The sequence below is a fragment of the Sphingobium sp. RS1 genome (assembly GCF_056156825.1).
In genome coordinates this window covers 575,100-600,000 of sequence record NZ_JBLZXE010000003.1, presented here as the reverse complement: position 1 = coordinate 600,000, position 24,901 = coordinate 575,100, and the positions used below count along the sequence as shown (strand labels likewise).

16 protein-coding genes, 1 tRNA gene, 2 rRNA genes, 5 pseudogenes and 1 other annotated feature are annotated in these 24,901 nt (G+C 58.2%); of the genes and pseudogenes, 10 read left to right on the top strand and 14 right to left on the bottom strand.

All coding sequences use genetic code 11. The annotated features are described in order from the left end of the window. Nucleotides 1–9 precede the first annotated feature (9 nt). The 3 genes from ACNHGR_RS22635 to ACNHGR_RS22625 all read left to right on the top strand — a co-directional run bounded on the left by ACNHGR_RS22635 (nt 10) and on the right by ACNHGR_RS22625 (nt 3,342). Nucleotides 10–2,817: ribosomal RNA gene (locus ACNHGR_RS22635) — 23S ribosomal RNA — on the top strand. Between the two features lie 222 nt (nt 2,818–3,039). After that, a 5S ribosomal RNA gene (gene rrf, locus ACNHGR_RS22630) occupies nt 3,040–3,154 on the top strand. Nucleotides 3,155–3,265: 111 nt separating this feature from the next. Beyond that, nucleotides 3,266–3,342: transfer RNA gene (locus ACNHGR_RS22625), tRNA-Met, on the top strand. A 275-nt stretch (nt 3,343–3,617) separates the two neighbouring features. On the opposite strand, the pseudogene ACNHGR_RS22620 reads toward ACNHGR_RS22625, so the two are convergent. From ACNHGR_RS22620 to ACNHGR_RS22605, 4 genes and pseudogenes are all read right to left on the bottom strand, one after another. Next, nucleotides 3,618–4,355: pseudogene (locus tag ACNHGR_RS22620) on the bottom strand (IS5 family transposase); the annotation flags it as partial. A 67-nt stretch (nt 4,356–4,422) separates the two neighbouring features. Then, a protein-coding gene (locus ACNHGR_RS22615; protein ID WP_475285579.1) for an IS5 family transposase occupies nt 4,423–5,183 on the bottom strand; the annotation gives its coding sequence in 2 pieces (ribosomal slippage) (nt 4,423–4,850 and nt 4,850–5,183; 762 coding nt in all). Nucleotides 5,184–5,322: 139 nt separating this feature from the next. Beyond that, nucleotides 5,323–6,141: a TorF family putative porin gene (locus tag ACNHGR_RS22610; RefSeq protein ID WP_475289114.1), complete on the bottom strand. Its 819-nt coding sequence runs from the start codon at nt 6,139–6,141 to the stop codon at nt 5,323–5,325. A gap of 170 nt (nt 6,142–6,311) precedes the next feature. Continuing rightward, nucleotides 6,312–7,772, bottom strand: a complete 1,461-nt coding sequence (locus ACNHGR_RS22605) for a hypothetical protein (RefSeq protein ID WP_475289112.1) — start codon at nt 7,770–7,772, stop codon at nt 6,312–6,314. 575 nt (nt 7,773–8,347) lie between these two features. On the opposite strand from ACNHGR_RS22605, the pseudogene ACNHGR_RS22600 reads away from it, so the two are divergent. Further along, a pseudogene (locus ACNHGR_RS22600) lies at nt 8,348–9,397 on the top strand (KUP/HAK/KT family potassium transporter); the annotation flags it as partial. 40 nt (nt 9,398–9,437) lie between these two features. Here ACNHGR_RS22600 and ACNHGR_RS22595 read toward each other — a convergent pair. Then, nucleotides 9,438–10,666, bottom strand: a protein-coding gene (locus ACNHGR_RS22595; RefSeq protein WP_475284053.1) for an IS3 family transposase whose coding sequence is annotated in 2 segments (ribosomal slippage) — nt 9,438–10,378 and nt 10,378–10,666 — 1,230 coding nt in all. Because the reading frame shifts where the segments join, the coding sequence is not laid out codon by codon here. After that, nucleotides 10,269–10,385: a sequence feature (AL1L pseudoknot), on the bottom strand. Its footprint overlaps the gene before it by 117 nt. 53 nt (nt 10,667–10,719) lie before the next feature. On the opposite strand from ACNHGR_RS22595, the pseudogene ACNHGR_RS22590 reads away from it, so the two are divergent. The 4 genes and pseudogenes from ACNHGR_RS22590 to ACNHGR_RS22575 form a co-directional block, all read left to right on the top strand. Beyond that, a pseudogene (locus ACNHGR_RS22590) lies at nt 10,720–11,571 on the top strand (KUP/HAK/KT family potassium transporter); the annotation flags it as partial. Nucleotides 11,572–11,891: 320 nt separating this feature from the next. Next, nucleotides 11,892–12,116 carry a hypothetical protein gene (locus ACNHGR_RS22585; protein WP_475289110.1) on the top strand — a complete coding sequence of 75 codons (225 nt, stop codon included), beginning with the start codon at nt 11,892–11,894 and terminating at the stop codon, nt 12,114–12,116. Nucleotides 12,117–12,287: 171 nt separating this feature from the next. Continuing rightward, entirely contained in the window at nt 12,288–12,536 is a 249-nt protein-coding gene (locus ACNHGR_RS22580) for a hypothetical protein (protein WP_475289108.1), read from the top strand. Next, nucleotides 12,457–12,920: pseudogene (locus tag ACNHGR_RS22575) on the top strand (transposase); the annotation flags it as partial. The gene ACNHGR_RS22580 and the pseudogene ACNHGR_RS22575, both read left to right, overlap by 80 nt. On the opposite strand, the gene ACNHGR_RS22570 reads toward ACNHGR_RS22575, so the two are convergent. The 8 genes and pseudogenes from ACNHGR_RS22570 to ACNHGR_RS22535 form a co-directional block, all read right to left on the bottom strand. Beyond that, nucleotides 12,876–13,595, bottom strand: a complete 720-nt coding sequence (locus ACNHGR_RS22570) for a response regulator transcription factor (protein WP_184274807.1) — start codon at nt 13,593–13,595, stop codon at nt 12,876–12,878. The pseudogene ACNHGR_RS22575 and the gene ACNHGR_RS22570 sit on opposite strands and share 45 nt — an antisense overlap. Further along, a pseudogene (locus ACNHGR_RS22565) lies at nt 13,592–16,259 on the bottom strand (DUF4118 domain-containing protein). Before ACNHGR_RS22565 ends, ACNHGR_RS22570 begins: the two are co-directional and overlap by 4 nt. Beyond that, entirely contained in the window at nt 16,256–16,846 is a 591-nt protein-coding gene (gene kdpC, locus ACNHGR_RS22560; RefSeq protein ID WP_475289106.1) for a potassium-transporting ATPase subunit KdpC, read from the bottom strand. The pseudogene ACNHGR_RS22565 and the gene kdpC overlap by 4 nt, the downstream one beginning before the upstream one ends. Before the next feature lie 11 nt (nt 16,847–16,857). Continuing rightward, a complete protein-coding gene (kdpB, locus tag ACNHGR_RS22555; RefSeq protein ID WP_184273334.1) occupies nt 16,858–18,894 on the bottom strand; it encodes a potassium-transporting ATPase subunit KdpB in 2,037 nt (678 codons plus the stop codon). A 76-nt stretch (nt 18,895–18,970) separates the two neighbouring features. Next, nucleotides 18,971–20,674, bottom strand: coding sequence for a potassium-transporting ATPase subunit KdpA (kdpA, locus tag ACNHGR_RS22550; RefSeq protein WP_475289103.1), 1,704 nt, complete (start codon nt 20,672–20,674; stop codon nt 18,971–18,973). A 16-nt stretch (nt 20,675–20,690) separates the two neighbouring features. Further along, entirely contained in the window at nt 20,691–20,780 is a 90-nt protein-coding gene (locus ACNHGR_RS22545) for a potassium-transporting ATPase subunit F (protein ID WP_184273328.1), read from the bottom strand. Nucleotides 20,781–20,792: 12 nt separating this feature from the next. Then, nucleotides 20,793–20,921 (bottom strand): hypothetical protein, encoded by a 129-nt coding sequence (locus ACNHGR_RS22540; RefSeq protein WP_475289101.1) that lies wholly within the window; start codon nt 20,919–20,921, stop codon nt 20,793–20,795. Nucleotides 20,922–20,943: 22 nt separating this feature from the next. Further along, a complete protein-coding gene (locus ACNHGR_RS22535) occupies nt 20,944–21,192 on the bottom strand; it encodes a hypothetical protein (protein ID WP_184273325.1) in 249 nt (82 codons plus the stop codon). Nucleotides 21,193–21,978: 786 nt separating this feature from the next. On the opposite strand from ACNHGR_RS22535, the gene ACNHGR_RS22530 reads away from it, so the two are divergent. Beyond that, on the top strand, nt 21,979–23,466 hold the full coding sequence (locus ACNHGR_RS22530; RefSeq protein WP_475289496.1) for an MFS transporter: 1,488 nt from the start codon (nt 21,979–21,981) through the stop codon (nt 23,464–23,466). Nucleotides 23,467–23,803: 337 nt separating this feature from the next. Here ACNHGR_RS22530 and ACNHGR_RS22525 read toward each other — a convergent pair whose 3' ends face one another. Beyond that, complete coding sequence (locus tag ACNHGR_RS22525) at nt 23,804–24,061, bottom strand: hypothetical protein (protein ID WP_475289099.1); 258 nt, start codon at nt 24,059–24,061, stop codon at nt 23,804–23,806. A gap of 128 nt (nt 24,062–24,189) precedes the next feature. On the opposite strand from ACNHGR_RS22525, the gene ACNHGR_RS22520 reads away from it, so the two are divergent. Then, entirely contained in the window at nt 24,190–24,870 is a 681-nt protein-coding gene (locus ACNHGR_RS22520) for a CDP-alcohol phosphatidyltransferase family protein (protein ID WP_184273319.1), read from the top strand. Nucleotides 24,871–24,901: the final 31 nt, after the last annotated feature.

Below are 24,901 nucleotides of genomic sequence, written 5' to 3'. Positions count from 1 at the left end.
TGGACTCTCAAGCGTGAGGTAAGGGCATCTGGTGAATGCCTTGGCATGTACAGGCGATGAAGGACGTGGCACGCTGCGATAAGCGTGGGGGAGCCGTGAGCAGGCTTTGATCCCGCGATTTCCGAATGGGACAACCCACCTTCACCATTTAATTCCGTAGTCGGTGTTGATCTTCGGATTTGGCCGGCAGCGTAGTTAAATGGAAGAGGTATCACTAAGCTGAATAAAATAGGCTTTGGTGAAGCGAACCCGGAGAACTGAAACATCTCAGTACCCGGAGGAAAAGACATCAACCGAGATTCCGTTAGTAGTGGCGAGCGAACGCGGACCAGGCCAGTGCCTGGGATATAGTTAGCAGAACGATCTGGAAAGTTCGGCCATAGCGGGTGACAGCCCCGTATGCGAAAATGATATCTCAGGACTTGAGTAGGGCGGAGCACGTGAAACTCTGTCTGAACATGGGGGGACCACCCTCCAAGCCTAAATACTCGTACATGACCGATAGTGAACCAGTACCGTGAGGGAAAGGTGAAAAGCACCCCGATGAGGGGAGTGAAACAGTACCTGAAACCGGATGCCTACAAGCAGTGGGAGGGTCCTTGAGACCTGACCGCGTACCTCTTGCATAATGGGTCTGTGACTTAGTGTATCAAGCAAGCTTAAGCCGTTAGGTGTAGGCGCAGCGAAAGCGAGTCTGAATAGGGCGACCATAGTTTGATGCATTAGACCCGAAACCCGGCGATCTATGCATGACCAGGTTGAAGGTGCGGTAACACGCACTGGAGGACCGAACCGTTCAATGTTGAAAAATTGTCGGATGAGTTGTGCTTAGGGGTGAAAGGCCAATCAAGCCGGGAAATAGCTGGTTCTCCGCGAAATCTATTGAGGTAGAGCGTCGAATATTTGCCGTTGGGGGTAGAGCACTGGATGGATGCGGGGGTCGCGAGATCTACCAATTCTAACCAAACTCCGAATACCAACGAGTCTAGTTCGGCAGACAGACGGCGGGTGCTAAGGTCCGTCGTCAAAAGGGAAACAGCCCTAACCTACAGCTAAGGTCCCCAAGTCACGTCTAAGTGGGAAAGCATGTGGGATTTCCAAAACAACCAGGAGGTTGGCTTAGAAGCAGCCATCCTTTAAAGAAAGCGTAACAGCTCACTGGTCTAAACAAGAGATCCTGCGGCGAAGATGTAACGGGGCTCAAGACGTGCACCGAAGCTTAGGGTTCAGTCTTTGACTGAGCGGTAGCGGAGCGTTCCGTAGGCCGTTGAAGCGGAAGGGTAACCGACCGTGGAGGTATCGGAAGTGCGAATGCAGACATGAGTAGCGATTAACAGTGTGAGATGCACTGTCGCCGAAATTCCAAGGGTTCCTGCTTAAAGCTAATCTGAGCAGGGTAAGCCGGCCCCTAAGACGAGCCCGAAGGGGGTAGTCGATGGGAACCACGTTAATATTCGTGGGCCTGGTGGTGTGTGACGGATGCCGTAACTGGTCAGGGCTTATTGGATTGCTCCTGGCTGGGAAGGTGTCCCAGGAAATAGCCCCACCGTATAGACCGTACCCTAAACCGACACAGGTGGAATGGTAGAGTATACCAAGGCGTTTGAGAGAAGTATCCTGAAGGAACTCGGCAAATTGCCTCCGTACCTTCGGAAGAAGGAGGCCCCATCTATGCGCAAGCACTGATGGGGGGCACAGGCCAGGGGGTAGCGACTGTTTAGCAAAAACACAGGGCTCTGCTAAGTCGGCTTCAAGACGACGTATAGGGCCTGACGCCTGCCCGGTGCCTGAAGGTTAAGAGGAGGAGTGCAAGCTCTGAATTGAAGCCCAGGTAAACGGCGGCCGTAACTATAACGGTCCTAAGGTAGCGAAATTCCTTGTCGGGTAAGTTCCGACCTGCACGAATGGCGTAACGACTTCCCCACTGTCTCCAGGATATGCTCAGCGAAATTGAATTCTCCGTGAAGATGCGGAGTACCCGCGGTTAGACGGAAAGACCCCGTGCACCTTTACTGCAGCTTCAGAGTGGCATTAGGAAAGAACTGTGTAGCATAGGTGGGAGGCTTTGAAGCGATGACGCCAGTTGTCGTGGAGCCATAGGTGAAATACCACCCTGTTGTTTTCTGATGTCTAACCTCGCACCGTTATCCGGTGCAGGGACCCTCTGTGGCGGGTAGTTTGACTGGGGCGGTCGCCTCCTAAAGAGTAACGGAGGCGCGCGATGGTGGGCTCAGGACGGTTGGAAACCGTCTGTTAGAGTGCAATGGCATAAGCCCGCCTGACTGCGAGACTGACAAGTCGAGCAGAGACGAAAGTCGGTCATAGTGATCCGGTGGTCCCTCGTGGAAGGGCCATCGCTCAACGGATAAAAGGTACGCCGGGGATAACAGGCTGATGATTCCCAAGAGCTCATATCGACGGAATCGTTTGGCACCTCGATGTCGGCTCATCACATCCTGGGGCTGGAGCAGGTCCCAAGGGTTTGGCTGTTCGCCAATTAAAGTGGTACGTGAGCTGGGTTCAGAACGTCGCGAGACAGTTTGGTCCCTATCTGCCGTGGGCGTCGAAATTTGAGAGGAGTTGACCCTAGTACGAGAGGACCGGGTTGAACATACCTCTGGTGTACCTGTCGTCACGCCAGTGGCGCAGCAGGGTAGCTATGTATGGACGGGATAACCGCTGAAAGCATCTAAGCGGGAAGCCTCCCTCAAGATAAGATTTCTTCGAGCCGTCGTAGACCACGACGTTGATAGGCTGGATGTGGAAGTGCGGTAACGCATGGAGCTAACCAGTCCTAATTGCTCTGATCACGCTTAAACGGTTCTTATGAACCGCAGAGTCCCACCATCAACAACAGCACTGGACAAAGCACCAGCGCAGACGTTGAAAATGGCGGTTATAAAACAAGCCAGATCTACTAAGTTGTTTGAACGTTCATTTTCTCAAGTGAAAATGAAAACGCGGCTGTTGCCGTGTTTGACAAGCAAACACTCATGTGCACGGCACCGATTAAAACCCTTATATGCGCAAGCTTCATTGCTTGGTGACCATAGCGTCTGTGACCCACCCGATCCCATCCCGAACTCGGCCGTGAAACCAGTCTGCGCCGATGGTACTATTGCTCAAGCACTGGAAGAGTAGGGCGTCGCCAGGCATTGTAGCTCGCGCATATATCTAAAACCCATTCATGATTACATAAAAAGGCGGTTCATAAGTAACCGCCTTTTTGTGCTTCAATCACACTGCTACACAAGTAGTGTAACGTCGCGGGATGGAGCAGCCCGGTAGCTCGTCAGGCTCATAACCTGAAGGTCGTAGGTTCAAATCCTACTCCCGCAACCAGGAGGTTGCTAATTCAAGCAGTCGTAAAATCCGATGTCGGCAGCCGAACGGTCCTAAGGGCTGCCTTTTGTGCTGCCGTCTCGTCAGGCGCATATGCAGACGGTCGTCGTTTCAAATCCGGTTTTCGTTACAAACAAGAGCCCGCCGAATTATAAGCGGGTAAGCGCCAAAACTTCCCCACATTTTCGTAGCTGCCGACGCACCTATAAAACATGTCAAGAAGCCCGGCAGGACGTGTTCGATTACATTGAGATGTTTAGGGCCTGTCTTGAATCTCATGCGTAACGAACGATGCGGCGGATAAGGACGATGGCTGCTGCGGCATATAGCAGAGCAGTCGCGGATTTTATGGTTCGCTCGAAGTCTTTGGCGAGGCGTCGGTTTCGATTGATCTATGCGAAGGTTCGTTCGACGACCCATCGCCTTGGATGGACGACAAAGCCGGTTTGATCGGCGAATTTCCGGACGATTTCGGCGGTCATGGCGGTAGCGTTGCGGACGCGGTCGCTATTGTAGGCGCTGTCAGCGAAGATCTGTTCAACGCAAGGGTGGCGTTGGCGCGATTGCTTGAGCAGCGGCACAGCGCCATCGCGATCCTGCACATCAGCGCTATGGACCAGCAAGGCGAGTGTCCGGCCATCTGTATCGACCATGGCGTGCCGTTTGCGGCCCATGATCTTCTTGCCTGCATCATAGCCACGCGGCCCACCCGCTTCGGTCGTTTTCACGCTTTGGCTGTCAATGACCGCCGCTGATGGCACCGGCTCCCGCCCTGCTCGGATACGGTCGATCTGGACCAGATGGCGGTTCAGGCTCTCGAACAGCCCCTCGTCACGCAGGGCGCAGAACCATCGCTAGACCGTGCGCTATGGCGGAAAACTGTCGGGCAATAGCCGCCATGGGCATCCGGCTCGCAACAGATAGGAAATCCCCTCGATGATCTCCCCCATCGGCCAGCGCCGTCCCACATGACAAGGTGCTGGCAAATAGGGCTCGATCCAATCCCATTCTGCCGCCCGTCGACTTCGGACGGCAGCAGGCTTTGATGGCTCAAGCCGTCTAGAAAACTAAGATCAGGACTCATTGATTGATCCAGAAGATGACGGTTGCAGCGATACAGATGGCGGACATGAATGTGTGAGCGCATCGATCGTAGCGGGTATGGATGCGCCGCCAGTCTTTGAGCCTGCCGAACATATTTTCGATCTTGTGGCGCTGGCGATAGAGCATGGCATTGTGCGGGATCGGGATCTTCCGGTTCCTCTTTGACGGGATGCAGGCCGCGATGTTGCGTTCGGCGAGCGCGTTGCGGAACCAGTCGGCGTCATAACCTCGATCGCCGAGCAGGACTTTGGCGCGGGGCAAAGCGTCGAGCATCAGGGCTGCTCCCTTGTAGTCGCTCATCTGGCCCTCGCTCAGCAGCATGACCAGCGGTCTGCCCTTGTCGTCGCATACGGCATGGAGCTTCGAGTTCAGGCCGCCTTTGGTGCGTCCGATACGTCTGGGAACAGCCCCTTTTTAAGCAGGCTGGCCGCTGTCCGGTGCGCCTTCAGGTGGGTCGCATCGATCATCAACTGGTCGGGCTTGCCGCCTTGCGCGGAAAGGGCGGAGAAGATCTTGTTGAACACCCCGAGCCGGCTCCACCGGATGAAGCGATTATAGATCGTCTTCGGCGGACCATAATCGGCGGGCGCATCGCGCCATCGCAAGCCGTTCCTGATGACGAAGATGATGCCGCTGATGATCCGACGATCATCCACCCGTGGCACGCCGTGCGACAGTGGGAAATACGGCTCGATCCGGCGCATCTGCGCCTCCGACAACCAGATCAGATCACTCATGGCAGCGCCTCCTCGCCACGCCATTGAATCAACCGATCCTCATCATCGCAAGCAATTTAATAGGTCCTGAGCCTAGGGGCTATTCATAGCTACCATAGTGAACTGGCTCAGATCATCAATGTCCGAGCCAGTTTCGCGATCAAAATGCGGCGGTCAAAGATATGACCATCGTTCCGTCAGCAATGGAGCCGATGCCATCCTGCCCTTTGCTGAAATTGGGCTGAAGCAGTGAGGCTTCTCGCTTCGAGATATCGGTGTCGATATAGGAGACGTTGAACGTCAGGTTTTTCCAGGTCGCCTCCAAACCGAGCGACCAATCCCAATAGTCTCCGGTCGGCGCAACGCTGGTGCCATTTGGCCCCAACCCCGGATTACCATTTGAATGGCCGATATGTGCCTTTGCGGCGAAGGGGGTTCCACTGATCGCGGCGGCGCCATCACCCCAAAGATAAAGATTATCCTGTTTCTGGCCACGGCTGTCAGGGTGATTGGCCACATTGGCAAGCGCATATTGTTTTGGGGCATAGGCGGCCCCAGCGGTAAGGGTCAGCGGACCCGTCGTTTCGCTCAGCTTTACATAGGGCTCTGCAAAATCCGTGTCGTCAGCGCCGCTCGGGTACATATACCAGGTAAGGCCGACATCGAGCGTCGCATTGTCCGCCAACGGCATTTTATATCCGGCAATCAAATCCAGTTCCATGTTGGCCCCGCCAAATGTACCCCAGCCGGAAAGGTTCGATGCCCAGGTCCCGACATATAAGCCACTTTCATGCGAAACCGTAAGACCGCCCTGAATGGCCATGGCTTTGTCGGACTGTGAGACGCCGCGGAATCGATAATCCGAAGCAAGCGTCGCCGATGCCGAAACGATAACAGGGGAAGTCTGCTCGTCCTGTGCGAACGCAGCCATGGGCACAGAGCCCAACATGAACATTGGCGCGACAAAAAGTAATTTCATGATGCCCTCTTGAAGATTCTCCGGCTGCTCGGCGCAGCCCAGCGAGGAGGATCAACTAAGACAGATCGACATTTAATATCGAGAGGATGTAAATGCCGATCCCATTGTATTTTCATTATATTCAAGCAGCAGGCGGCATCACATTTTCCGATGCGATGCCGCTTATCCTGTTATGCTGCGACGCGAGCGGGTAGCTCCACACGCTTCTTCGCACTTACCGCGCATCCCTTCACCCGTTGCATGGGCAACGAATGACATTTCTTCCGAAAATACACGATCTCCAGAAGGGTGGGCCAGATTTCCAGAGATGAGCGGATAAGGCCGACCTCATCATCGACCATGCGACTGACATTTTGCTGGAAGAAATCCGGTTCGAAATCATAGAAAGTTCGCGCGAGATTGGATGCGAACAGGGCAAGGGCTTGCTTGCGTTCGTCCGTGCGCGCTAAAGTCTGGGCGTTGAGCACCTTGCTATGCAGCTTCTGGGCGCCATGGAGGATTTCCTGGCTGTCTTCCAATGTCACCGACCCTTCATAATCGAAGGAGATACTGACATCGTCCATCTTGCGCAGTGTCGTGCGGATCTTCTTTTTCAGGAGCGTGCAGATCGATTCGTTGAACAATTCGGATGCCAGCGGTTCGCGCATATAATTGTTCTTGATGTGGGTCTGTGCTGAATCGACATGTGCGGCGGCAATGCCTGGCTGCTGGACCCACAGCCGATAGATATAATCCTCGAACCGCAGCCTGGTGGGGAAAAAAGGCGGCAGGCCGGTACTGTTGTCATAACCCGCCACGCCGCAGTCCATACGCCAGTTGCGTGTTGTGACACATGGTCGGAAATTCACCAGCACATAGAGGTCGTTCAGTGCTTCGGCATCGGTGCGCGCATGATCCTCCAGGAACATGTCGATATAATCAGCCGCGTCGATATCATTGGTCCCTGTACGAAATGTCTGGGCCATTTTGACGATGGCGCCCTTTGACAGCCTGCCTTCCTGCATGAATAGCGAGTTTTCGCGTGAAAGGCCCAGCGAAGTATTGGATTCCAGGTGCATCGACGTGTCCAGCAGCATCTCTCCGCGCTCATAATTGGGCGGAGCGTCGCAGACAGGCTTGCCCAGTATGTCGTGGAAAGACTGAAGGATGTCGTATGATTTGCGCGTATGTCCATTGGCGCCGCGCGGGATGAGCTTCCCACGACTGATTTCGTCGTGAGCCAGCGATTCTGGACTGTCCTCGATCAGGCCATAAGGGCGCATGTCGTCGTCTGCACTGACCATGAGGTCGCCCAGCGTATACATCAGCGTGAAATTGCGATTGCCGCCATAGCTCGGACGAAAGAGGTTCCGAACCAGAACATCGAGCTTCCGGTCACGCAGGCGTCGGCAGATATAGGCTACGAACTGCTCTTTTTCCGCTGGTCCTACGTAAAAGAGATCATTGTGGGTCTTAACGCGCTCCAGCGCGCCAAAATATTTGTCATGATTGGCGAGTGAACTGTCATCGAAGACGATTATCGGCGCCGTCTGCCCGCTTCGCCTGAAATTGTCGTCATAGGCTTCCACTGTTACGCCCACGTCCCGCAGGCGGTAGGTGGGAATGACGAACTGGAGATCTTTCTCCGTCATAATGTGCGTCTCTGCTTTCCTGATTGCTGTTGCCTCCCCGAGCGGTCGTCATCATGAGCATGGCCGGCTCCAGTTCACGCACCACGGGCATCGGTATGCGCGTTGCCCACCGATCCGATACGGGCACTGGCTTCCACAGCCCCCCACCTACGAATGTCAGGAGCAACCCTAAGTTCGCACTGGCGAACATGACAGCGGCGAGCAGGCATCGCTGGGGGGATGCTTCGGCAGACGGACTGGCCAAAACCATATTCTGCAGCCATTCGCATTCCATCCAGGCTGACGCCAGAAATCCTATACCAGCGATCCTGAGGCCAATCCGCGCTCTTAATTTTTCATGCCATGCGATCATGACGAACACCTCTTCAGAAGAGGCGCTCCAAATACGCATCGGAGCATAGAAACTCGAGAGGAGGAAATGGCGCTTTGCGTTGAGATTGCATAGGATTCGCCATGTTTCACCGCAGGTTCGACAAAACATATGCAATTCATATGCAATCGGTCAAAAGCTCATATAGAAACAAAATGCGGCTTTGTGCGATAGCGTGCCTTCAACAAGGCGAGCATGAAGGTCGATGACGGAACAACCGAGCGAAACATTCGGGCATGAAACCGGATCGCACGGAAAACTACCTGTCCTCGCGCTGGGCGCGTTGGGCGTGGTATTCGGAGATATCGGCACCTCCCCGATTTACGCCCTGAAAGAGAGCTTTGTCGGCCATCATCCACTGGCCGTGGACCCAGATCATATCTTTGGCGTGCTTTCTCTCATCTTCTGGACGATGACGCTGCTCGTCACGCTTAAATATGTGTTCATCGTGATGCGGGCCGACAATAAGGGCGAGGGCGGGAGCATGGCATTGCTGGCACTCATCTCACGCAAGCTGGGCGATACGAAATGGACGCCCGCCATCGCGATGCTGGGCGTTCTGGCGACGGCCCTCTTCTACGGCGACGCTATCATCACTCCGGCCATGTCGGTCCTGTCCGCCGTGGAGGGTCTGACTGTCGTGAACAGCGCGTTCGAGGCCTATGTCCTGCCGATCGCGACGATCATCCTTATCGGCCTGTTCCTGATCCAGAAACATGGCACCGCCAGGGTTGGCCTGTTGTTTGGACCGATCATGATCGTCTATTTTCTGGCGCTGGCCGTTCTGGGCGTAATCAATCTCATCAGACATCCCATGATCATCGGCATCATCAACCCCTATTGGGCCGTGCATTTCTTCTTGATCGACCCGAAACTCGCCTTCCTGGCGCTGGGTTCAGTGGTGCTGGCGGTGACGGGGGCCGAAGCGCTCTATGCGGATATGGGCCATTTCGGCCGCAAGGCGATCAGCATCTCCTGGCTCTATGCGGCCTTCCCATGCCTGTTGCTCAATTATATGGGCCAAGGCGCTTTACTGCTCGACAATCCTGCGTCGGCGACCAATCCCTTCTTCCTTCTGGCGCCTGAATGGGCGCGCCTGCCGCTCGTCATCCTCGCGACGATGGCGACGGTGATCGCAAGCCAGGCGGTGATTTCCGGCGCTTTCTCGGTGACGCAACAAGCGGTCCAGCTTGGCTTCCTGCCACGCATCCGTATCGCCCATACGAGCGCGTCTGCTGCGGGACAAATCTATGTCCTGAAGCGCCCCGGCTTTTCAGGAGGCAGTTTTCATTGGGCTATGCAGCCATATCGAGGTTCTCGAGGGCTGCATAGTAATTGTCTTCGGCCTCAGCGGGCGGGATGTGCCCGATAGGGCCGAAGAGCCGGTGATTATTGTACCAATCGACCCAGCGCAGTGTTGCCATTTCCACGGCCGAAACGCTTGGCCATGACCGCTGCCGCCAGATGACCTCGGCCTTGTAAAGGCCGTTGATCGTCTCAGCTAATGCATTATCATAGGAATCGCCGACGCTGCCCACCGAGGGAACGAGCTTGGCCTCGGCCAAGCGCTGGGTATAGTTCATCGCAAGGTATTGAACTCCCCTGTCGCTATGATGGATCAGCCCATCATCGGGACTTGGCCTGCGGGCATGAATCGCCTGCTCCAGGGCATCCAGAACGAAGCCTGCAGTGGCTGACGTGCTGACCTTCCACCCCACAATCCGCCGGGCAAAAGCGTCAATCACAAATGCGACATAGACGAAGCCCGCCCAGGTATGCACGTAGGTGAAATCGACAACCCACAGAGCGTTGGGCCGGCTGACGCGAAACTCCCGATTGACCTTGTCCAGCGGACACGGTGCCTTCGGGTTGCTGACAGTGGTGACTGTCTTCTTTCCACGCCGGACGCCCGCCAGTCCCATGGCGCGCATCAATCGTTCCACCGTGCATTTCGCCACCATGATGCCGTCACGCCGCATCTGGTGCCAGACCTTGCGTGCGCCATAGAGGCCGAAGCTGGCCTCATGGACTCGCTTGATCTGCTCCCTGATCTCCTCATCGCGCCGGGTACGTGCCGGACGCCTCCCGGGATCGGCACGGCGTGCAGCATGTTCATGGTAGGAGGAAGGGGCGATCGCCAGTTCGCGGCAGATCGGCTCGATCCCCAAATCCTCGCGATGGGCGTCGATGAACGCCATCATCATCTCCCGGGGCGGTCGAGCTCCGCCAACGCAAAATATGCTGATGCCTTGCGCAAAATCTCGTTGGCCCGGCGCAACTCCTTCACTTCGCGCTCAAGCAATCTCAGCCGCTCACGGTCATCGGCAGCCAGCGCCGCTGGTCCCGCTCGTCGGCTCGCCTCCTCCCGGCACCAGCGGCGCAGCGTCTCCAGCGAGCAGCCGATCTTCGCCGCGATCGACTTCATCACTTCCCATTCCGAGCCATATTCAGCTCGCTGCTCCGCGACCATACGGACCGCGCGCTCCCGGACTTCAGGAGAAAATTTGTTCGTCGTCTTGCTCATCACGGATGCTCCTTCTCACAAGTTGGAGCCTCCTGAAAAGCCGGGGCGCTTCAGTCCCGCTCGTCAACTGGGCGCTGCTCGGCTTTGTTCTTCTGCTTGTGATCGGCTTCAAGTCATCGAGCAACCTCGCCGCCGCCTATGGCATCGCGGTCACCGGCACGATGGTCATCACAGCCTGCATGATGGGCGTGCTGACCTTCAGTGTCTGGCGCTGGAACCCGTGGCTTGCCGGCGCGACCACTGGCCTGTTCCTGCTGATCGACGGTGCCTATTTCGCGTCGAACGCGACCAAGATTCCCGATGGCGGCTGGTTCCCGCTACTGGTCGCTGCCGTGACTTTCGTTGCACTCACCACCTGGTCGAAGGGGCGCAAGATCATGCATCATTATATGAACGAGGGCGCCATGGAGGTGCCTCTGTTCATTCAGTCTATATCGCATTCGCTGAAGCGCGTGCCAGGCACCGCCATTTTCCTGTCGTCACGGGTCGAAGGCGTGCCGCCGGCACTGCTCCATAATGTGAAGCACAACAAGATATTGCATGAGCGGGTCATAATCCTGACGATACTGACCGAGGGCGTTCCCCATCTGCCGCTCGCCGGACGCTCCGAGGTTACAAATTGGGGCGAGGGTTTCTACCGTATCGTCTGGCGCCATGGTTTCATGGAAGATGTCGATATTCCCGCTGCCATGAAAACGGTGGGAGGTTGCGGCGCCCCAATCAACATCAGCGATACAAGCTATTTCCTGAGCCGCCAGACGCTCATCCCATCTTCACGGCCGGGCATGGCGATCTGGCGCGAGAAGCTCTTCGCATGGATGATGCGCAACGCGGAGACTCCGATGGAATTTTTCAAGTTACCCACCAACCGGGTTGTGGAACTTGGGTCTCAGGTTGAAATTTGACCCTCTATTCGAGCCATTTCATGATCAGCACCGCTGCGCTCATGACGGAAACCATATAGAGAGTAAGGTTACCCGCGCCCTGAGCACCAAGCCAGCGTACAATCCAAGTGCGAACTCGCTGCCTGCGGTTCTTTTCTGCGTGGGAAGATCGGTCGAGCACTGGCGGTGCGTAGCGGAAAGCCGCATAGGAATTCGAGGGCGACAAAAGGCAAGAAGCATAGTAAATTCGCTATACGCCAGCACCGCATATGGAAATTCCTACGCCCGGCCGCGCTTCCTACTCTCGAAATCCAATGCCCGTATGATGTACCGCCGTCCGCATGACATTTCACATAACCATCGTCGATATCGGGGTTCGCCTGATCGGTGCTGCGATCACCGTGCTGGCCTGCCTGATGGGACAGGCACAACATGGCATCAAAGCCCGCTCCCTGCCTGATGATCCCGGATTGCTGGAATGGCTGACCACGATCGGTTGCGTGACCGGTCTATGCGTCGGCAGCTTCATATTGCTGACGGGTTCCAAGCTCTTCAGGCGAAGCTAGCGCATAATCCGATCTGACAGAATCATTGAGGATTTCTTTGGGCCTTGAAATCTGATTCAACATGCCAACCGGACGAGGAGGCTAGTCTGGCATGACAAAGTCGATCTCGGAGGATCTTCGTTTTCGGGTGATCGCGGCGGTTGATGGCGGTCTATCGCGGCGGGCGGCGACATGCGGTCGCGCAGGATCGAAAGCTATCGCGATGTCATTCTTGGCGTGATCGAGGAGCAGGTGGACATCACGCTATTCGAACTGGCCGAGATGCTTGGATCAGGGCATGGCGCGGTCTTCGCGCCGAGCACCATCTGGCGCTTCCTCGACCGTCGTTCCATGACCGTCAAAAAAAACGGCACACGTTTGCGAGCAGGAGCGGCCCGACGTTCTCGCGCGGCGACGCGCATGGTTCAAGGCGCAACCTGACCTCGATCCCGATCGGCTGGTGTTCGTTGATGAGACCGGCGCCTCAACAAAGATGGCCCGTCTGCGGGGGCAGGCAAGGCGTGGCATCCGCTGCCCATAAGGCATTGCTGCCCGTAAAGCCATAGAAGCCACCGGAGCGCATATGCTGTTCCTGCCGCCATACAGCCCCGACTTTCAATCCCATCGAAAACGCCTTTTCGAAGCTCAAGGCCATCCTGCGAAAAGCTGCTGCGAGAACCATCCCAGAGCTATGGGATGCCGTTGCCACGCTTCACTACCGAAGAATGCGCAAACTGCTTCACAGCCACCGGGTATGAGCCAGAGCGATCCGATTATGCCCTAGGGAGCGAACTCCTCAGTTTCTCCCTCCACGTTAAAGCGTAGTCTGTACCCAATTCCCAGTTCATTCCCGATGATCCTGGGGCGCTGCGGGTCTGTTTCCAGCTTCTGCCGCAGCGTGCGCACCAGAACGCGCAGATATTCCACATGATGCTCTTTCTCGTTGGGCCAAACATGCGCCATGATTTGCTCATGGGTGATGACGCGGCCAGGAAATTTGGCCAGTTGCCCGAGGACGGCATATTCCTTGGGCGTCAGATGCACTTCCTTGCCGGCTTTGATGACCGTACGCGCGATCAGGTCGATCTCGACATCCCCGGCGCGAACGGTCGATACGCCGCCATCCTTGGTCATGCGATTGCGGAGCGCAACTCGCACCCGCGCCAGCAGTTCGTCGGTATCGAAAGGCTTTGTGAGATAATCGTCGGCACCAAGATCGAGCGCCGCGACTTTCTGATCCGTGGCATCGCGAGCCGATACGATGATCAAGGTCGTGTCGCTATGCTGCTTGAATAGGGGTACAAGTTCCAGGCCGTCGCGATCGGGCAGGCCAAGATCGAGTAGGCTGATATCGGGTCGCTCTTCCTTCAGCCTCTCAAGCGCCTCACGCGCATTCTCTGCCTCCACCGTCGCATAGTCTGCGCGTGTCAGGGCCGCCTGGATCAGTTTGCGGATGCTCGACTCGTCGTCGACGATCAGAACCTTGTGGCGGAATTTCATAATATGTCCTCGTGGGGCAAGTCAGTGATGATCAGCGCCTGCGGTATGGTGATGGTGAAACAGGCCCCAAATGGCTCAATATTGTTTGAAGCAGATACAGTGAGGCCCATGGCTTCGGCAAAGCCCTTGACGATCGCAAGCCCAAGGCCGGTGCCATGCTTGACGCGATCGGAACCTTCGAGCCGGGTGAACGTATCGAAGACCCGCGTTTCCCCCCACAGGAATACCAGGGCCTTCATCAAGCACCGACAGGGTAATCGTATCGGGCAATCGCCGGCCTTTGACCCTGACCGGCGTTCCGGGATCGGCATAGCGCCCGGCATTGTCGAGCAGGTTAATGAGGCAATGATGCAATAGCGTCGGGTCCAGGCGCACCAGTGGGATGTCAGGCAGAATGTCGACCTTGACCTCGTGCCCGACCAGGGATTGCCGCGTGTCATGCACCGCACCGGCGACCGCATCGAACAGGTCGGTCGGTTCGACTTTGAGTGGCAAAGCACCTGCTTCAACCCGCGCCATGTCGAGAAGATTGGCGACAAAGCGATTGAGCCGCTGGGCTTCGGCAGCCACGGAATCGAGAAGATCCGAAGGCTGTTGGCGCTTTAACTCGTGCATGCCTGAAATGATAGTGGTGAGTGGCGTCCTCAAATCATGGCTTACTGACGACAGCAGCGCAGACCGAAGCCGATCGCGCTCGCCGATTTGCCGCGCTTCAAGCATTTCCTCCTCCAGCGCCATGCGGTCAAAAGCGATGGATGCCTGATCGAGCAAGCTCATGAGGAGGGGTATTTGATCGGATCGGAGCGGCGCACCGGCGTCTTCACGCGCCAGCCCCAGCACACCCAGCACGCCCCGCGTCGTGCGCAGGGGATGGAACAGCCAGTCGGACGCCGTCAGCGTCGACGATCCTCGTCCCGCAGGCTGCTCATTGTCCATCGCCCATTGGGCTGCCGCTTTCTCGATCTGTTCCATTCGATCTTCTGGGGGGAAAGCCGCGCACAGTTGCGGGCCATCGCGAGATGGCAGGAGCAGCACGGTGCGAACGGACAGCAGGCGAGAGACTTCAGCGCAAATGGCCTGCATCAGTTCCTCCTGGCTGGCCGACGCGGTCAGCTGGCGGGAAAAACTGGCAAGCGCGGCATTTTGGCGTGCGCTAGACTGAGCCAGATCGGCCTGAGCGCGCACTCTTGCAGCGAACTGGCTTGTCACGATCGCCACACCCAGCAGCACAAGAATGCTGATGACATTTTCCGGATTGCTGACGGTCAGCGTCCCGGTGGGCGGCAAGAAGAAAAAGTTGTAGGCAAGGCTGGACAATATTCCCGCGAACAGGCCCGCGCGCAGGCTGAAGCTGGCCGCCGCGAACATGACCGGTATCAGATAGAGCAAAGCGATGTTGCCCAGATCGATAATCTCAATCAAAAGTCGCCCAAGTGCCGTCATGCCGACAATCATCAGGGTCGACCAGATATAATCGGTCGGACTGCCCCAGCCTTGGCCGATAACCTTGGTTGCGTTTCGCGGACTGCGGGCGGGATCGTCGCCTGGCAAAACATGTACGGCAACGTCGCCCAATTCGCGCACCAGGCGATCGACTACCGAGCCATGGCGCATCTCGAACCACCAGGGGCGGGCAGACTTGCCAACAACAATCTGGGTCGCACGCGCATCGCCGATATAGTGGCGTAACCCTTCGAATACCGATGGCGCGGCTATGGTCGCGGTCGTAGCCCCCAATCGGGAGGCGAGCGCCATGGTATCAGCCAGTTGTTCGCGCTCTTCAGGAGTGAATGCCAGGCTTCGCTGCGTCTCGATATGAACAGCGGACCAAGGCGCCTTGAGCGCATCTGCGAGCCGCTTGGCCGCACGGACCAGCCCCTGCGCGCTTGGTATTTCGCTGATTGCGACAAGGATGCGTTCGCCCGCGGCGAAGCTGCCCGCCAAGGCATGCGCGCGGACATAGTCCAGCATCTGCGCATCGACAGCCTGCGCTGCTCGGCGCAGCGCCATTTCCCGCAGCGCGGTCAGATTGGATTTCGAGAAGAAATGGCTGAGCGCCCGCGTCGCTTCCTGCGGAATATAGACCTTGCCGTCCTTCAGACGCTCGATCAGCTCATCAGGTGGAATGTCAACCACCTCGATTTCGGCCATTTCGAGAATCGTGTCGGGCACCGTTTCACGTACGCGCACGCGGGTGAACGAGGCTACGACGTCGTTGAGGCTCTCGACATGTTGGATATTGACCGTCGAATAGACGTCGATGCCGGCATCGAGCAGTTCCTCGACATCCTGGTAGCGCTTGGGATGTCTGCTGCCTGACGCGTTTGTATGGGCGAGTTCATCCACCAGTACGAGGTCAGGCCGCCGTTCGAGAATGGCGTCGATGTCCATCTCGCCAAGTCTGTGTCCCATATGGTCGATCATTTGCCGTGGAATGATCTCATGACCGACCAGAAGCGCTTCAGTCTCCCTGCGGCCATGGGTTTCGACAACGCCGACCACGACGTCGATGCCGGCCTTGCGCCGCTGCATCCCGTCGGTGAGCATCTCATAAGTCTTGCCGACTCCGGGTGCCGCCCCCAGGAATATCTTGAGGCGGCCACGACCTTCCTGCGCCGCCTGGCGCAGGAAGGCTTCGGGATCTCGGCGATCAGGATCGGTCATCGAGACTTGGTAGCGCCGATCTGATCCAGACGTCGATTGATTTCCAGCACATTGACGCGAGGCTCACCCAAGAGACCGAACAAGGGCTGATCGATATTCTGATCGACGAGGGCCTTGACCTTGGCGACGTCCATCGTCCGCACCCGCGCGATGCGATCGACCTGATAATAGGCCGCCTCCGGCGTGATGTCGGGGTCAAGGCCCGAACCGGACGCGGTCACCAGATCCACGGGGATCGACTTGCCGGGATTAGCCTTGTTCAGCGTTACGCTATCTGCCTTCACCCGTTCGACAAGCGCCTGGTTCGCCGGGCCAAAGTTGGAACCGGAAGAGGCAAGGCCGTCATAGCCCTTGCCAGCGGCCGACGGCCGCGAAGTGAAATAGCGATCGGAGGCGAACCCCTGTCCGATCAGCGCCGACCCGACAATCTTGCCATCCTGTTCAACCAGGCTGCCATTGGCCTGGCGCGGGAAGATCGCCTGCCCGATAGCGATGAGGGCAAGGGGATAGGCTAGTCCCAGCAAGACCGCGAAGAGGATCGTCATGACCAGAGCCGGCCGCAGCGATGTGAGTATGTCCTTGTTCATGATGATATTCCTCAGGCAAGGCCCAGGCCGTTGACGGCCAGATCGATGATCTTGATGCCCACAAAGGGCGCGATGAGGCCGCCCAGGCCATAAATGGCGAGATTACGCGCCAGTAGTGGTCCGGCACCGATCGGGCGATAGGTGACGCCCTTCAGCGCCAGTGGAACCAGGAAGGGGATGATCAGCGCGTTGAAGATGATCGCAGAGAGGATCGCGCTTTGCGGCGTGGCAAGCCCCATGACGTTCAGCACGCCAAGGCCGGGATACAGAACCACGAACATGGCGGGGATGATCGCGAAATATTTGGCCACGTCATTGGCAACGGAGAAGGTTGTGAGCGCGCCGCGCGTCATCAGCAATTGCTTGCCCAGACCCACGACCTCGATCAGCTTGGTCGGGTCACTGTCGAGATCGACCATATTGCCCGCTTCGCGCGCCGCCTGCGTGCCGGTGTTCATCGCCACGCCGACATCGGCTTGCGCCAGCGCAGGCGCATCGTTCGTGCCGTCGCCGCACATGGCGACCAGACGACCGCCCTCCTGTTCCTTGCGGATCAGGGCCAGCTTGTCTTCCGGTGTAGCCTGGGCAAGGAAATCGTCCACGCCTGCTTCGGCGGCAATGGATGCTGCGGTCAGCGGATTGTCACCGGTGATCATCACCGTGCGAATGCCCATCTGGCGCAGTTCGCCGAAACGCTCGCGGATGCCAGCCTTGACGATGTCCTTGAGGAAAATAGCGCCCAACAGAACGCCATCCTTCGCCACCGCTAGCGGCGTGCCGCCTGCACGCGCGATTTCTTCGGTGATACGGCGCAGTTCATCCGCTGCATCGGTCTGTCCGGAACCGGGCATCGCCTTGAGAACGGAATCGACCGCACCCTTTATTACGGTCGTACCATTGGTCTTCACGCCGGAAATGCGGGTCTGGGCGGTGAAGGGAATGATCTCCGCGCCTTCAGGTAGCGCGTTGGCCGTCTGACCGAATTTTTCGCGTGCCAGCAGCATAATCGAGCGTCCCTCGGGCGTTTCATCCGCAAGGCTGGCAAGCAGGGCCGCCTCTGCCAGTTGCGCCTGGCTCGCGCCGCCAACGGAACGGAACTCGGTCGCCTGTCGATCGCCGACCGTGATCGTGCCCGTTTTATCAAGCAACAATACGTCGATGTCGCCCGCAGCTTCCACCGCCCGGCCTGATTTGGCCAGCACGTTGAAGCGAACGAGGCGGTCCATCCCGGCGATGCCGATCGCCGACAGCAGCGCCGCGATGGTCGTGGGGATGAGCGTGATGAGCAGCGCCGCCAGGATTGCGACCGGGATCGATCCACCGGCATAGTTGGCGAAGCTGGGGATCGTGCCGACCGCGATCAGGAAAATGATCGTTAGTCCGACCAGCAGCAGCGTCAATGCGATCTCATTGGGCGTCTTCTGCCGTTCGGCGCCCTCGACCAGCGCGATCATCCGATCGAGAAAGCCTTGCCCTGGATTGATGGTCACGTGCACCCGAATTTCATCGGAGATGACGCGCGTACCTGCCGTTACGGCTGAACGGTCGCCGCCTGCCTCACGAATGACGGGTGCAGACTCGCCAGTGATGGCGGCTTCATTCACGGAAGCAACGCCATGCACGACTTCGCCATCGGACGGGATCAGATCGCCCGTCTCGACCAGTACGATATCGCCCAGCTTGAGCGCGCTGGCCGGAACATTTTCATATTCGCGACTGTCCCCTTTCAGCCGTTTGGCGGTCAGTTCAGCCTTGGTCGCACGAAGCGAGGCCGCCTGTGCCTTGCCGCGCCCTTCGGCGATAGCTTCTGCAAAGGTACCGAACAGGACGGTCAGCCACAGCCAGATAACCAGTTGGAGCTTGAAGCCCGTGGTCAACCCATCCTGCCCGACGGCGAGCAGGATGGTGAGTAGAACTGCCACAACGGCAGTGGTGAACATCACCGGATTACGGATCAGTTCTTTCGGATTGATTTTGCGAAATGCGTCGCCGATCGCAGGTACGATCAGATCAGCGGTGAAGAGCGATTTGGACGCTGTGCGTGCCATATATTTGCTCCGATATATGTTGTTGGTCGGATCGCTGGGGCGAAAAACCGGTGCCCACTTTTCGCGCGATCCTTCGTTAGAAAGTCTGGCCGCTGATCATCGCGACATGATCGGCGATGGGGCCAAGGGCGAGGCTGGGCAGGAAGGTCAGGCCGCCTACGATCAGAATGATGCCGACCAGCAAGCCGGTCCACAGCGGTCCGGTCGTCGGGAAGCTGCCTGCCGTTTCGGGCGTATACTTCTTTGCGGCGAGGCCACCGGCGATTGCCAGCATCGGTACGATGACGAGGAAACGACCGATCCACATCGCCACGCCCAGCATGCCGTTATAGAATGGCGTGCCTGACGTCAGGCCGGCAAAGGCCGAGCCGTTGTTGCCGACTGCGCTGGTGAAGCCGTACAGGATTTCGCTGAAGCCGTGCGGCCCCTTGTTAAGTGGTCCTGCAAGGCCGACGTCCAGTACCGATGCGATGGCGGTGCCGCCCAAGATAATGAGCGGCAGCACCGCGATGGCTAGAACAGCGAGTTTCACCTCCCGGCTTTCGATCTTCTTGCCGACATATTCCGGCGTGCGACCAACCATCAAGCCAGCGACGAACACGGCCAGGATGGCGAACAGCAGGAAGCCGTAAATGCCTGCGCCGACGCCACCGATCACGACTTCACCCAGCTGGATGTTGAGCAGCGGGATCATGCCGCCCAGCGCCGTGAAGCTGTCATGCATCGCATTGACCGCGCCGCAGGACGCCGCCGTGGTGACGACTGAGAAGAGAGCCGAGGCAGCGATGCCGAAGCGGACTTCCTTGCCCTCCATATTGCTCCCGGCGATGCCAAGACTGTGGAGGATCGGGTTGCCGGCAGCCTCCTGCCAGTAGACGATGGTGACGCCGACAAGGAAGATCGTCATCATCGCGGCCAGGATCGCCCAGCCCTGACGGACATTGCCGACAGCCTTGCCGAACGTATAGGTAAGGCCCACGCCGATCAGGAAGATCGACAGCATCTGCACCAGGTTGGTGAGTGCCGACGGATTCTCGAACGGATGTGCGCTGTTGGCGTTGAAGAAGCCGCCACCATTGGTGCCGAGCATCTTGATCGCTTCCTGGCTTGCCACCGGCCCCAGCGCCAACGTCTGCTTGACGCCTTCCAGTGTGGTCACATCGACCGATGCGGCAAGGGTCTGCGGCACGCCGCTGGCGATCAGATAGATCGCATAGACGATGCTGATCGGCAGCAGCAGGTACAGGGTAACGCGAGTCATGTCGGCCCAGAAATTGCCGATGCCCTTCGCTTCCCGCCGGGCAAAGCCGCGGAACAGGGCGAACGCCAGCGCAATGCCGGTCGCCGCCGACAGGAAGTTCTGGATGGTCAGCGCCAGCATCTGGCTGAGGTTGCTCATCGCAGCCTCGCCCGAATACCATTGCCAGTTGGTGTTTGTGGTGAAGCTGACGGCCGTGTTGAACGCGCCGTCCGCGCTGATGCCGGGATAGCCAAGACCATTGAGCGGCAGCATGCCCTGCAAGCGCAGCACCACATAGGTGAACAGCAGCAGCCCGGCGTTGAAGATCAGCATGTGGACCGCATAACGGCGCCAGCCCTGCTCCTCGTTCGGGTCGATGCCAGCTAGCTTGTAAAAAACGCTCTCAATCGGACCGAAGACCGCGTGCAATGGCGTGCGGCGCCCTTCATAGAGCGCGAAGAGCCAAAGGCCCATGGGTTTGACCAATGCCAGCAATATGCCGACAAAGCCCAGGATCAATATCCATCCTTGGAATGTCATGAGTGTCGCCTCCCGTTCAGAAGCGTTCGGGGCGTGCAAGCACGGCCACCAGATAGAGAAGAAGGCCGGCCGAAGTGCCTGCGGCCAGCCAGAGGTCGATAGTCATGGTCGTGCCCCCTTATGCATTGTCGCACAGGGCTGCGTAGCCCAGTGTTGCGGCCAGCAGGCCAAGGGTGAGGCCGATCCAGAGGATGTCCTGCATGGTAAATCTCCCGCACAGCGCCGCCCGCCGCAGGAGGTGCGGCACCGAGTCGTGTGCAGCGTTTCAACTAGGCCATTGCCGCATTTGAATTCGAGAGCAGGAAAATATCGAACACATAGTATTTGCGTATGATTGGCATGTTTTTATCGCGAAGGCCGCTCAAATCGGGCGTTCTGCCGCATCTGTCCTCGTTCTTATGCCCTTGCGCATTTGGAAAAATCCATGCCGATTGCGCTTGATCGATCTGGAGAAAAAAAACGTCGGGGGTAGCCCATATCCCTTGATACGCAGCAGTTTGCGGCGCCACTTCGCTCATGCCGAGCCCTGCTCTTTCTGGCGCCTTCATGGGCGATAACTGGGAGCGATGATAGCGCGCGGCGATCTAACTGACGAAGAGTGGCGCAAATCCCGCCCTGCCAATGACAACTGCCGCTTTCTCAACGGGATGCTGCATGTTTTGCGGGTCGGTTGTCCATGCGTGACATGTATGAACGCTATGGCTTGCGGAATTCGGTCTACGTTCGGTTTCGACGTTGGGCCGAACAGGGCGTGTGGGATGGCATCCTCGCGACATTGGTCGAACTTGGGCTGACGGATGATCGACAGCATCATTGTTCGCGGCCATGTTTGGGCCGTGGGTGGAAAAGGGGGCCTTGTGCGCAGGCTTTTGCTCGATCACGGGGCGGCTTTACGGGCAAGGCTCACGCCGGTTGCGACGATCAGGGATGTCCTCCTGGCTTCGTGCTGACGGACGGAGCAGCCTCCGATTATGGCACTGTTGATGCCCTGAGGCGATCCCCGTCACCAGACCCAAAGCTCTGCTCGCCGACAAGGGGATGACAGCGATTCTGTGCACAAGAATCTGCTGATGCAAGGCATTCTGCCCAAGGCCAGCCTCCGCGAGCCCCTTCCGTGCGATTTCGGGCGCTATCGTGATCGCAATCGCATCTAACCTACCGTAAGCACACCCTGCCTGAGAATATTGTAATTTATTTCAGAAGCTTAGATTTATTTGCAAATGCCAATCCGGCATGAATTCGTATACATGACTTGCCCCATGACCCGCATCGTGCAAGCCCGGCACGATATGTGCGGGAGAGGGATGATGCAGGCAACGCAAAAGCCGAAACAGGGCTTGGCCGGGCTGTGGAATATCAGCTTCGGATTTTTCGGAATCCAGATCGGCTTCGCATTGCAGAATGCCAATATGAGCCGCGTCTTTCAGTCGCTTGGTTCCAGCATCGACAATCTGTCCGTCCTCTGGATCGCCGCGCCGCTGACCGGGTTGCTGGTCCAGCCGATCATCGGTCATCTGTCCGACCGCACCTGGCTCGGCCGGCTTGGCCGTCGGCGCCCCTATTTCCTGCTGGGGGCCATTCTGTCCGCGCTCGCGCTGCTCGGCATGCCGCAAAGCGACGGGTTGCTGATGGCGGCGCTGCTGCTCTGGCTGCTCGACGCCAGCCTCAATATCTCGATGGAACCCTTCCGCGCCTTTGTCGGCGACATGTTGCGCAAGGACCAGCACACCGTTGGGTACGCGGTGCAGACCGCTTTCATCGGTGCGGGCGCGGTGGTGGGATCGCTCTTCCCCTGGCTGCTTGACCATCTGGGCGTCGCCAATGTCGCGCCGGCAGGGCAGGTGCCCGATACGGTGCGCTTCAGCTTCTGGGCCGGGGGTGCGGCGCTGTTCGCATCGGTATTGTGGACAGTGCTGACGACCCGCGAATATGCGCCGGACCAGATGCGCGCCTTTGCCGATGCGGAGGACAGTGCGCCGGTAGCGCCCGATCTGTCCACCCGTGCCGTCGCGCCCTGCTTCGTCTGGATCGGTGCGGGCCTGATCGTCACGCTGCTTGTCGAGCAAATGGGGATGGAAAAGGAGGTTTATCTGCTAGGCGCATTGCTGGCGGGTTATGGCCTGGCCAGCCTGATCGCGATCCTGCTGGCACGGGCCGGGCGGGGCGCCACTATGCTGGGGCATATCGTCGGCGACATTGGCGGCATGCCGCCGATCATGCGCAAGCTGGCCCTGATCCAGTTCTTCAGCTGGTCGGCGCTGTTCATCATGTGGATTCATACGACACCGGTCGTCGCCCAATATATGTTCGGGTCGGCCGACCCCGCCAGCGCCGCCTATCAGACCGGCGGCAATTGGGTCGGGGTATTGTTTTCCGTTTATAATGGCGTGGCTGCGATTGCCGCACTGACCCTGCTGCCTTGGATCGCGGCGCGGATCGGCAAGGCGCGGACCCATGCCCTGTGTCTGGTTGCCGGCGCTGCAGGGTTCGGCAGCTTCCTTGTGCTGCGCGATCCCGATCTGCTGCTACTGAGCGAAGTGGGGATCGGCATTGCCTGGGCCTCCATCCTCGCCATGCCCTACGCGATGCTGGCGTCCAGCCTGCCGCAGGCCAAGCTGGGCGTTTACATGGGCGTGTTCAACATCTTCGTGGTCGTGCCGCAACTGCTCGTCGCCACCGCCATGGGATCGGTCATGAAGACCTTCTTCCCCGGCGACCCGATCTGGACCATGGCCTTTGCCGCCGTCACGCTATTGGTGGCGGCGCTTGCGACCCTGCGGATCAGGGCCTGATAGAGGATTGCGCCGCCTTAACTTCGCACATTTCCCGCTGATCCTGACATTTGCTGTCCCGAATAGGAAATCATGTTGCGAATGCGGGGCGATGGCCCATCGGCCCATATAGCTGGGAACAGCCATGTAGGACAGACCGAGTCGCCGAGTCGTAGGCTCGATTCCCTGTTAATGCCGCCATCGTCAGATCGATAGGCTCCGTTCCTGACGCTACGGAAACCGTTGCATAATGCTATGCATGCAATTTTTGCAACTGCGAACATGTCGTTCGCACTTGCGGAAAAAAGACGGATCGGTCAGAAAGAAGCTGCCTTTCAGGCATCCTCTCCTAAAAACTTTACGGGCTGGTCTTCGGATCGGCCCTTTTTTTGTCTGCGTCAGTTGCGGCGTCGTCCAGCCCCTGCGGCATGCGCCATGCGACGCCCTCTTCCAGATAAGCCTCCAGTTCCCGCCAATGCCGGTCCCATCCCGGTCCGCGCCGCGCCGGCGGGACTTCCTGCTCCACCATCAACCGTGCGCGCCGTACCGGATTGGACGGCCGCTGTTCCATGCGCGCCACTATGTCGCGTAGATCCTGGGGCCGGTCCTTGCTCATCATATCCTCCGCGAGACGTGCCGTCCCGTGCGCCGCCTTTGGCCCCGAAGCGGGCAAAGAGGCAATGGATTTCCCGAGTGCAGCGCAACGAATATTGTCTTACCGTCATGCTTCCGTCATAAAGCCCCATGTCATTGCCATCCGGCCCAACGGCCCCACCCATCGCCCGCATCCAGCAAAATATACTGGCCGTCGGGGAACGTCGCCTTCTCAACTGGCTGTGCGCGCGCATGCCGCGCTGGGTGACGCCCGATATGCTGACCGGGATCGGCATGGCCGGCGCCTTCGCCATCTTCGCCGGCTATGCCGCGAGCAACTGGGGCGTCGACTGGCTGTGGCTCGCCATTGCCGGCTATGCGGTGCAGTGGTTCGGCGATTCCATGGACGGCAGTCTGGCCCGCTATCGCAAGATCGAGCGCCCATCCTACGGCTATTTCATCGACCATAGTTGCGACGGGCTGGCGACCCTGCTGATCCTCGCCGGCATGGGGGCCAGCCCCTATATCCGCATGGATGTCGCGCTGGTGGCGCTGGCCGGCTATCTGCTGCTGTCGATCCACGCCTATTTGTCGGCGCGGGTGCTGGGGGAGTTCAAGCTGTCCTATCTGGCCGCCGGTCCCACGGAATTGCGGCTGTTGCTGATCGGGTTGACGATCGCGATGATGCTGCTGGGCTATGCGCCGGGCTGGTTTGGTGCGGTATCGGGATTTGATGTGTTCGTCGGCATTGCCGGCACGATTCTGGTCCTGCTGTTCATCAAGCAGACGCTGACGACCGCCAAAAGGCTGGCTCTGGCCGAACGCCGCTGATCGAGGTGTGGCTGGTCCGCATGGGATCGGC

Bases quoted from the DNA above. Each gene is read 5' to 3' on its own strand.
- ACNHGR_RS22610 (WP_475289114.1), bottom strand. From the start codon at position 6,141: ATGAAATTACTTTTTGTCGCGCCAATGTTCATGTTGGGCTCTGTGCCC.
- ACNHGR_RS22605 (WP_475289112.1), bottom strand. From the start codon at position 7,772: ATGACGGAGAAAGATCTCCAGTTCGTCATTCCCACCTACCGCCTGCGG.
- ACNHGR_RS22585 (WP_475289110.1), top strand. From the start codon at position 11,892: ATGACATTTCACATAACCATCGTCGATATCGGGGTTCGCCTGATCGGT.
- ACNHGR_RS22580 (WP_475289108.1), top strand. From the start codon at position 12,288: ATGCGGTCGCGCAGGATCGAAAGCTATCGCGATGTCATTCTTGGCGTG.
- ACNHGR_RS22570 (WP_184274807.1), bottom strand. From the start codon at position 13,595: ATGAAATTCCGCCACAAGGTTCTGATCGTCGACGACGAGTCGAGCATC.
- kdpC (WP_475289106.1), bottom strand. From the start codon at position 16,846: ATGAACAAGGACATACTCACATCGCTGCGGCCGGCTCTGGTCATGACG.
- kdpB (WP_184273334.1), bottom strand. From the start codon at position 18,894: ATGGCACGCACAGCGTCCAAATCGCTCTTCACCGCTGATCTGATCGTA.
- kdpA (WP_475289103.1), bottom strand. From the start codon at position 20,674: ATGACATTCCAAGGATGGATATTGATCCTGGGCTTTGTCGGCATATTG.
- ACNHGR_RS22545 (WP_184273328.1), bottom strand. From the start codon at position 20,780: ATGACTATCGACCTCTGGCTGGCCGCAGGCACTTCGGCCGGCCTTCTT.
- ACNHGR_RS22535 (WP_184273325.1), bottom strand. From the start codon at position 21,192: ATGAGCGAAGTGGCGCCGCAAACTGCTGCGTATCAAGGGATATGGGCT.
- ACNHGR_RS22530 (WP_475289496.1), top strand. From the start codon at position 21,979: ATGATGCAGGCAACGCAAAAGCCGAAACAGGGCTTGGCCGGGCTGTGG.
- ACNHGR_RS22525 (WP_475289099.1), bottom strand. From the start codon at position 24,061: ATGAGCAAGGACCGGCCCCAGGATCTACGCGACATAGTGGCGCGCATG.
- ACNHGR_RS22520 (WP_184273319.1), top strand. From the start codon at position 24,190: ATGTCATTGCCATCCGGCCCAACGGCCCCACCCATCGCCCGCATCCAG.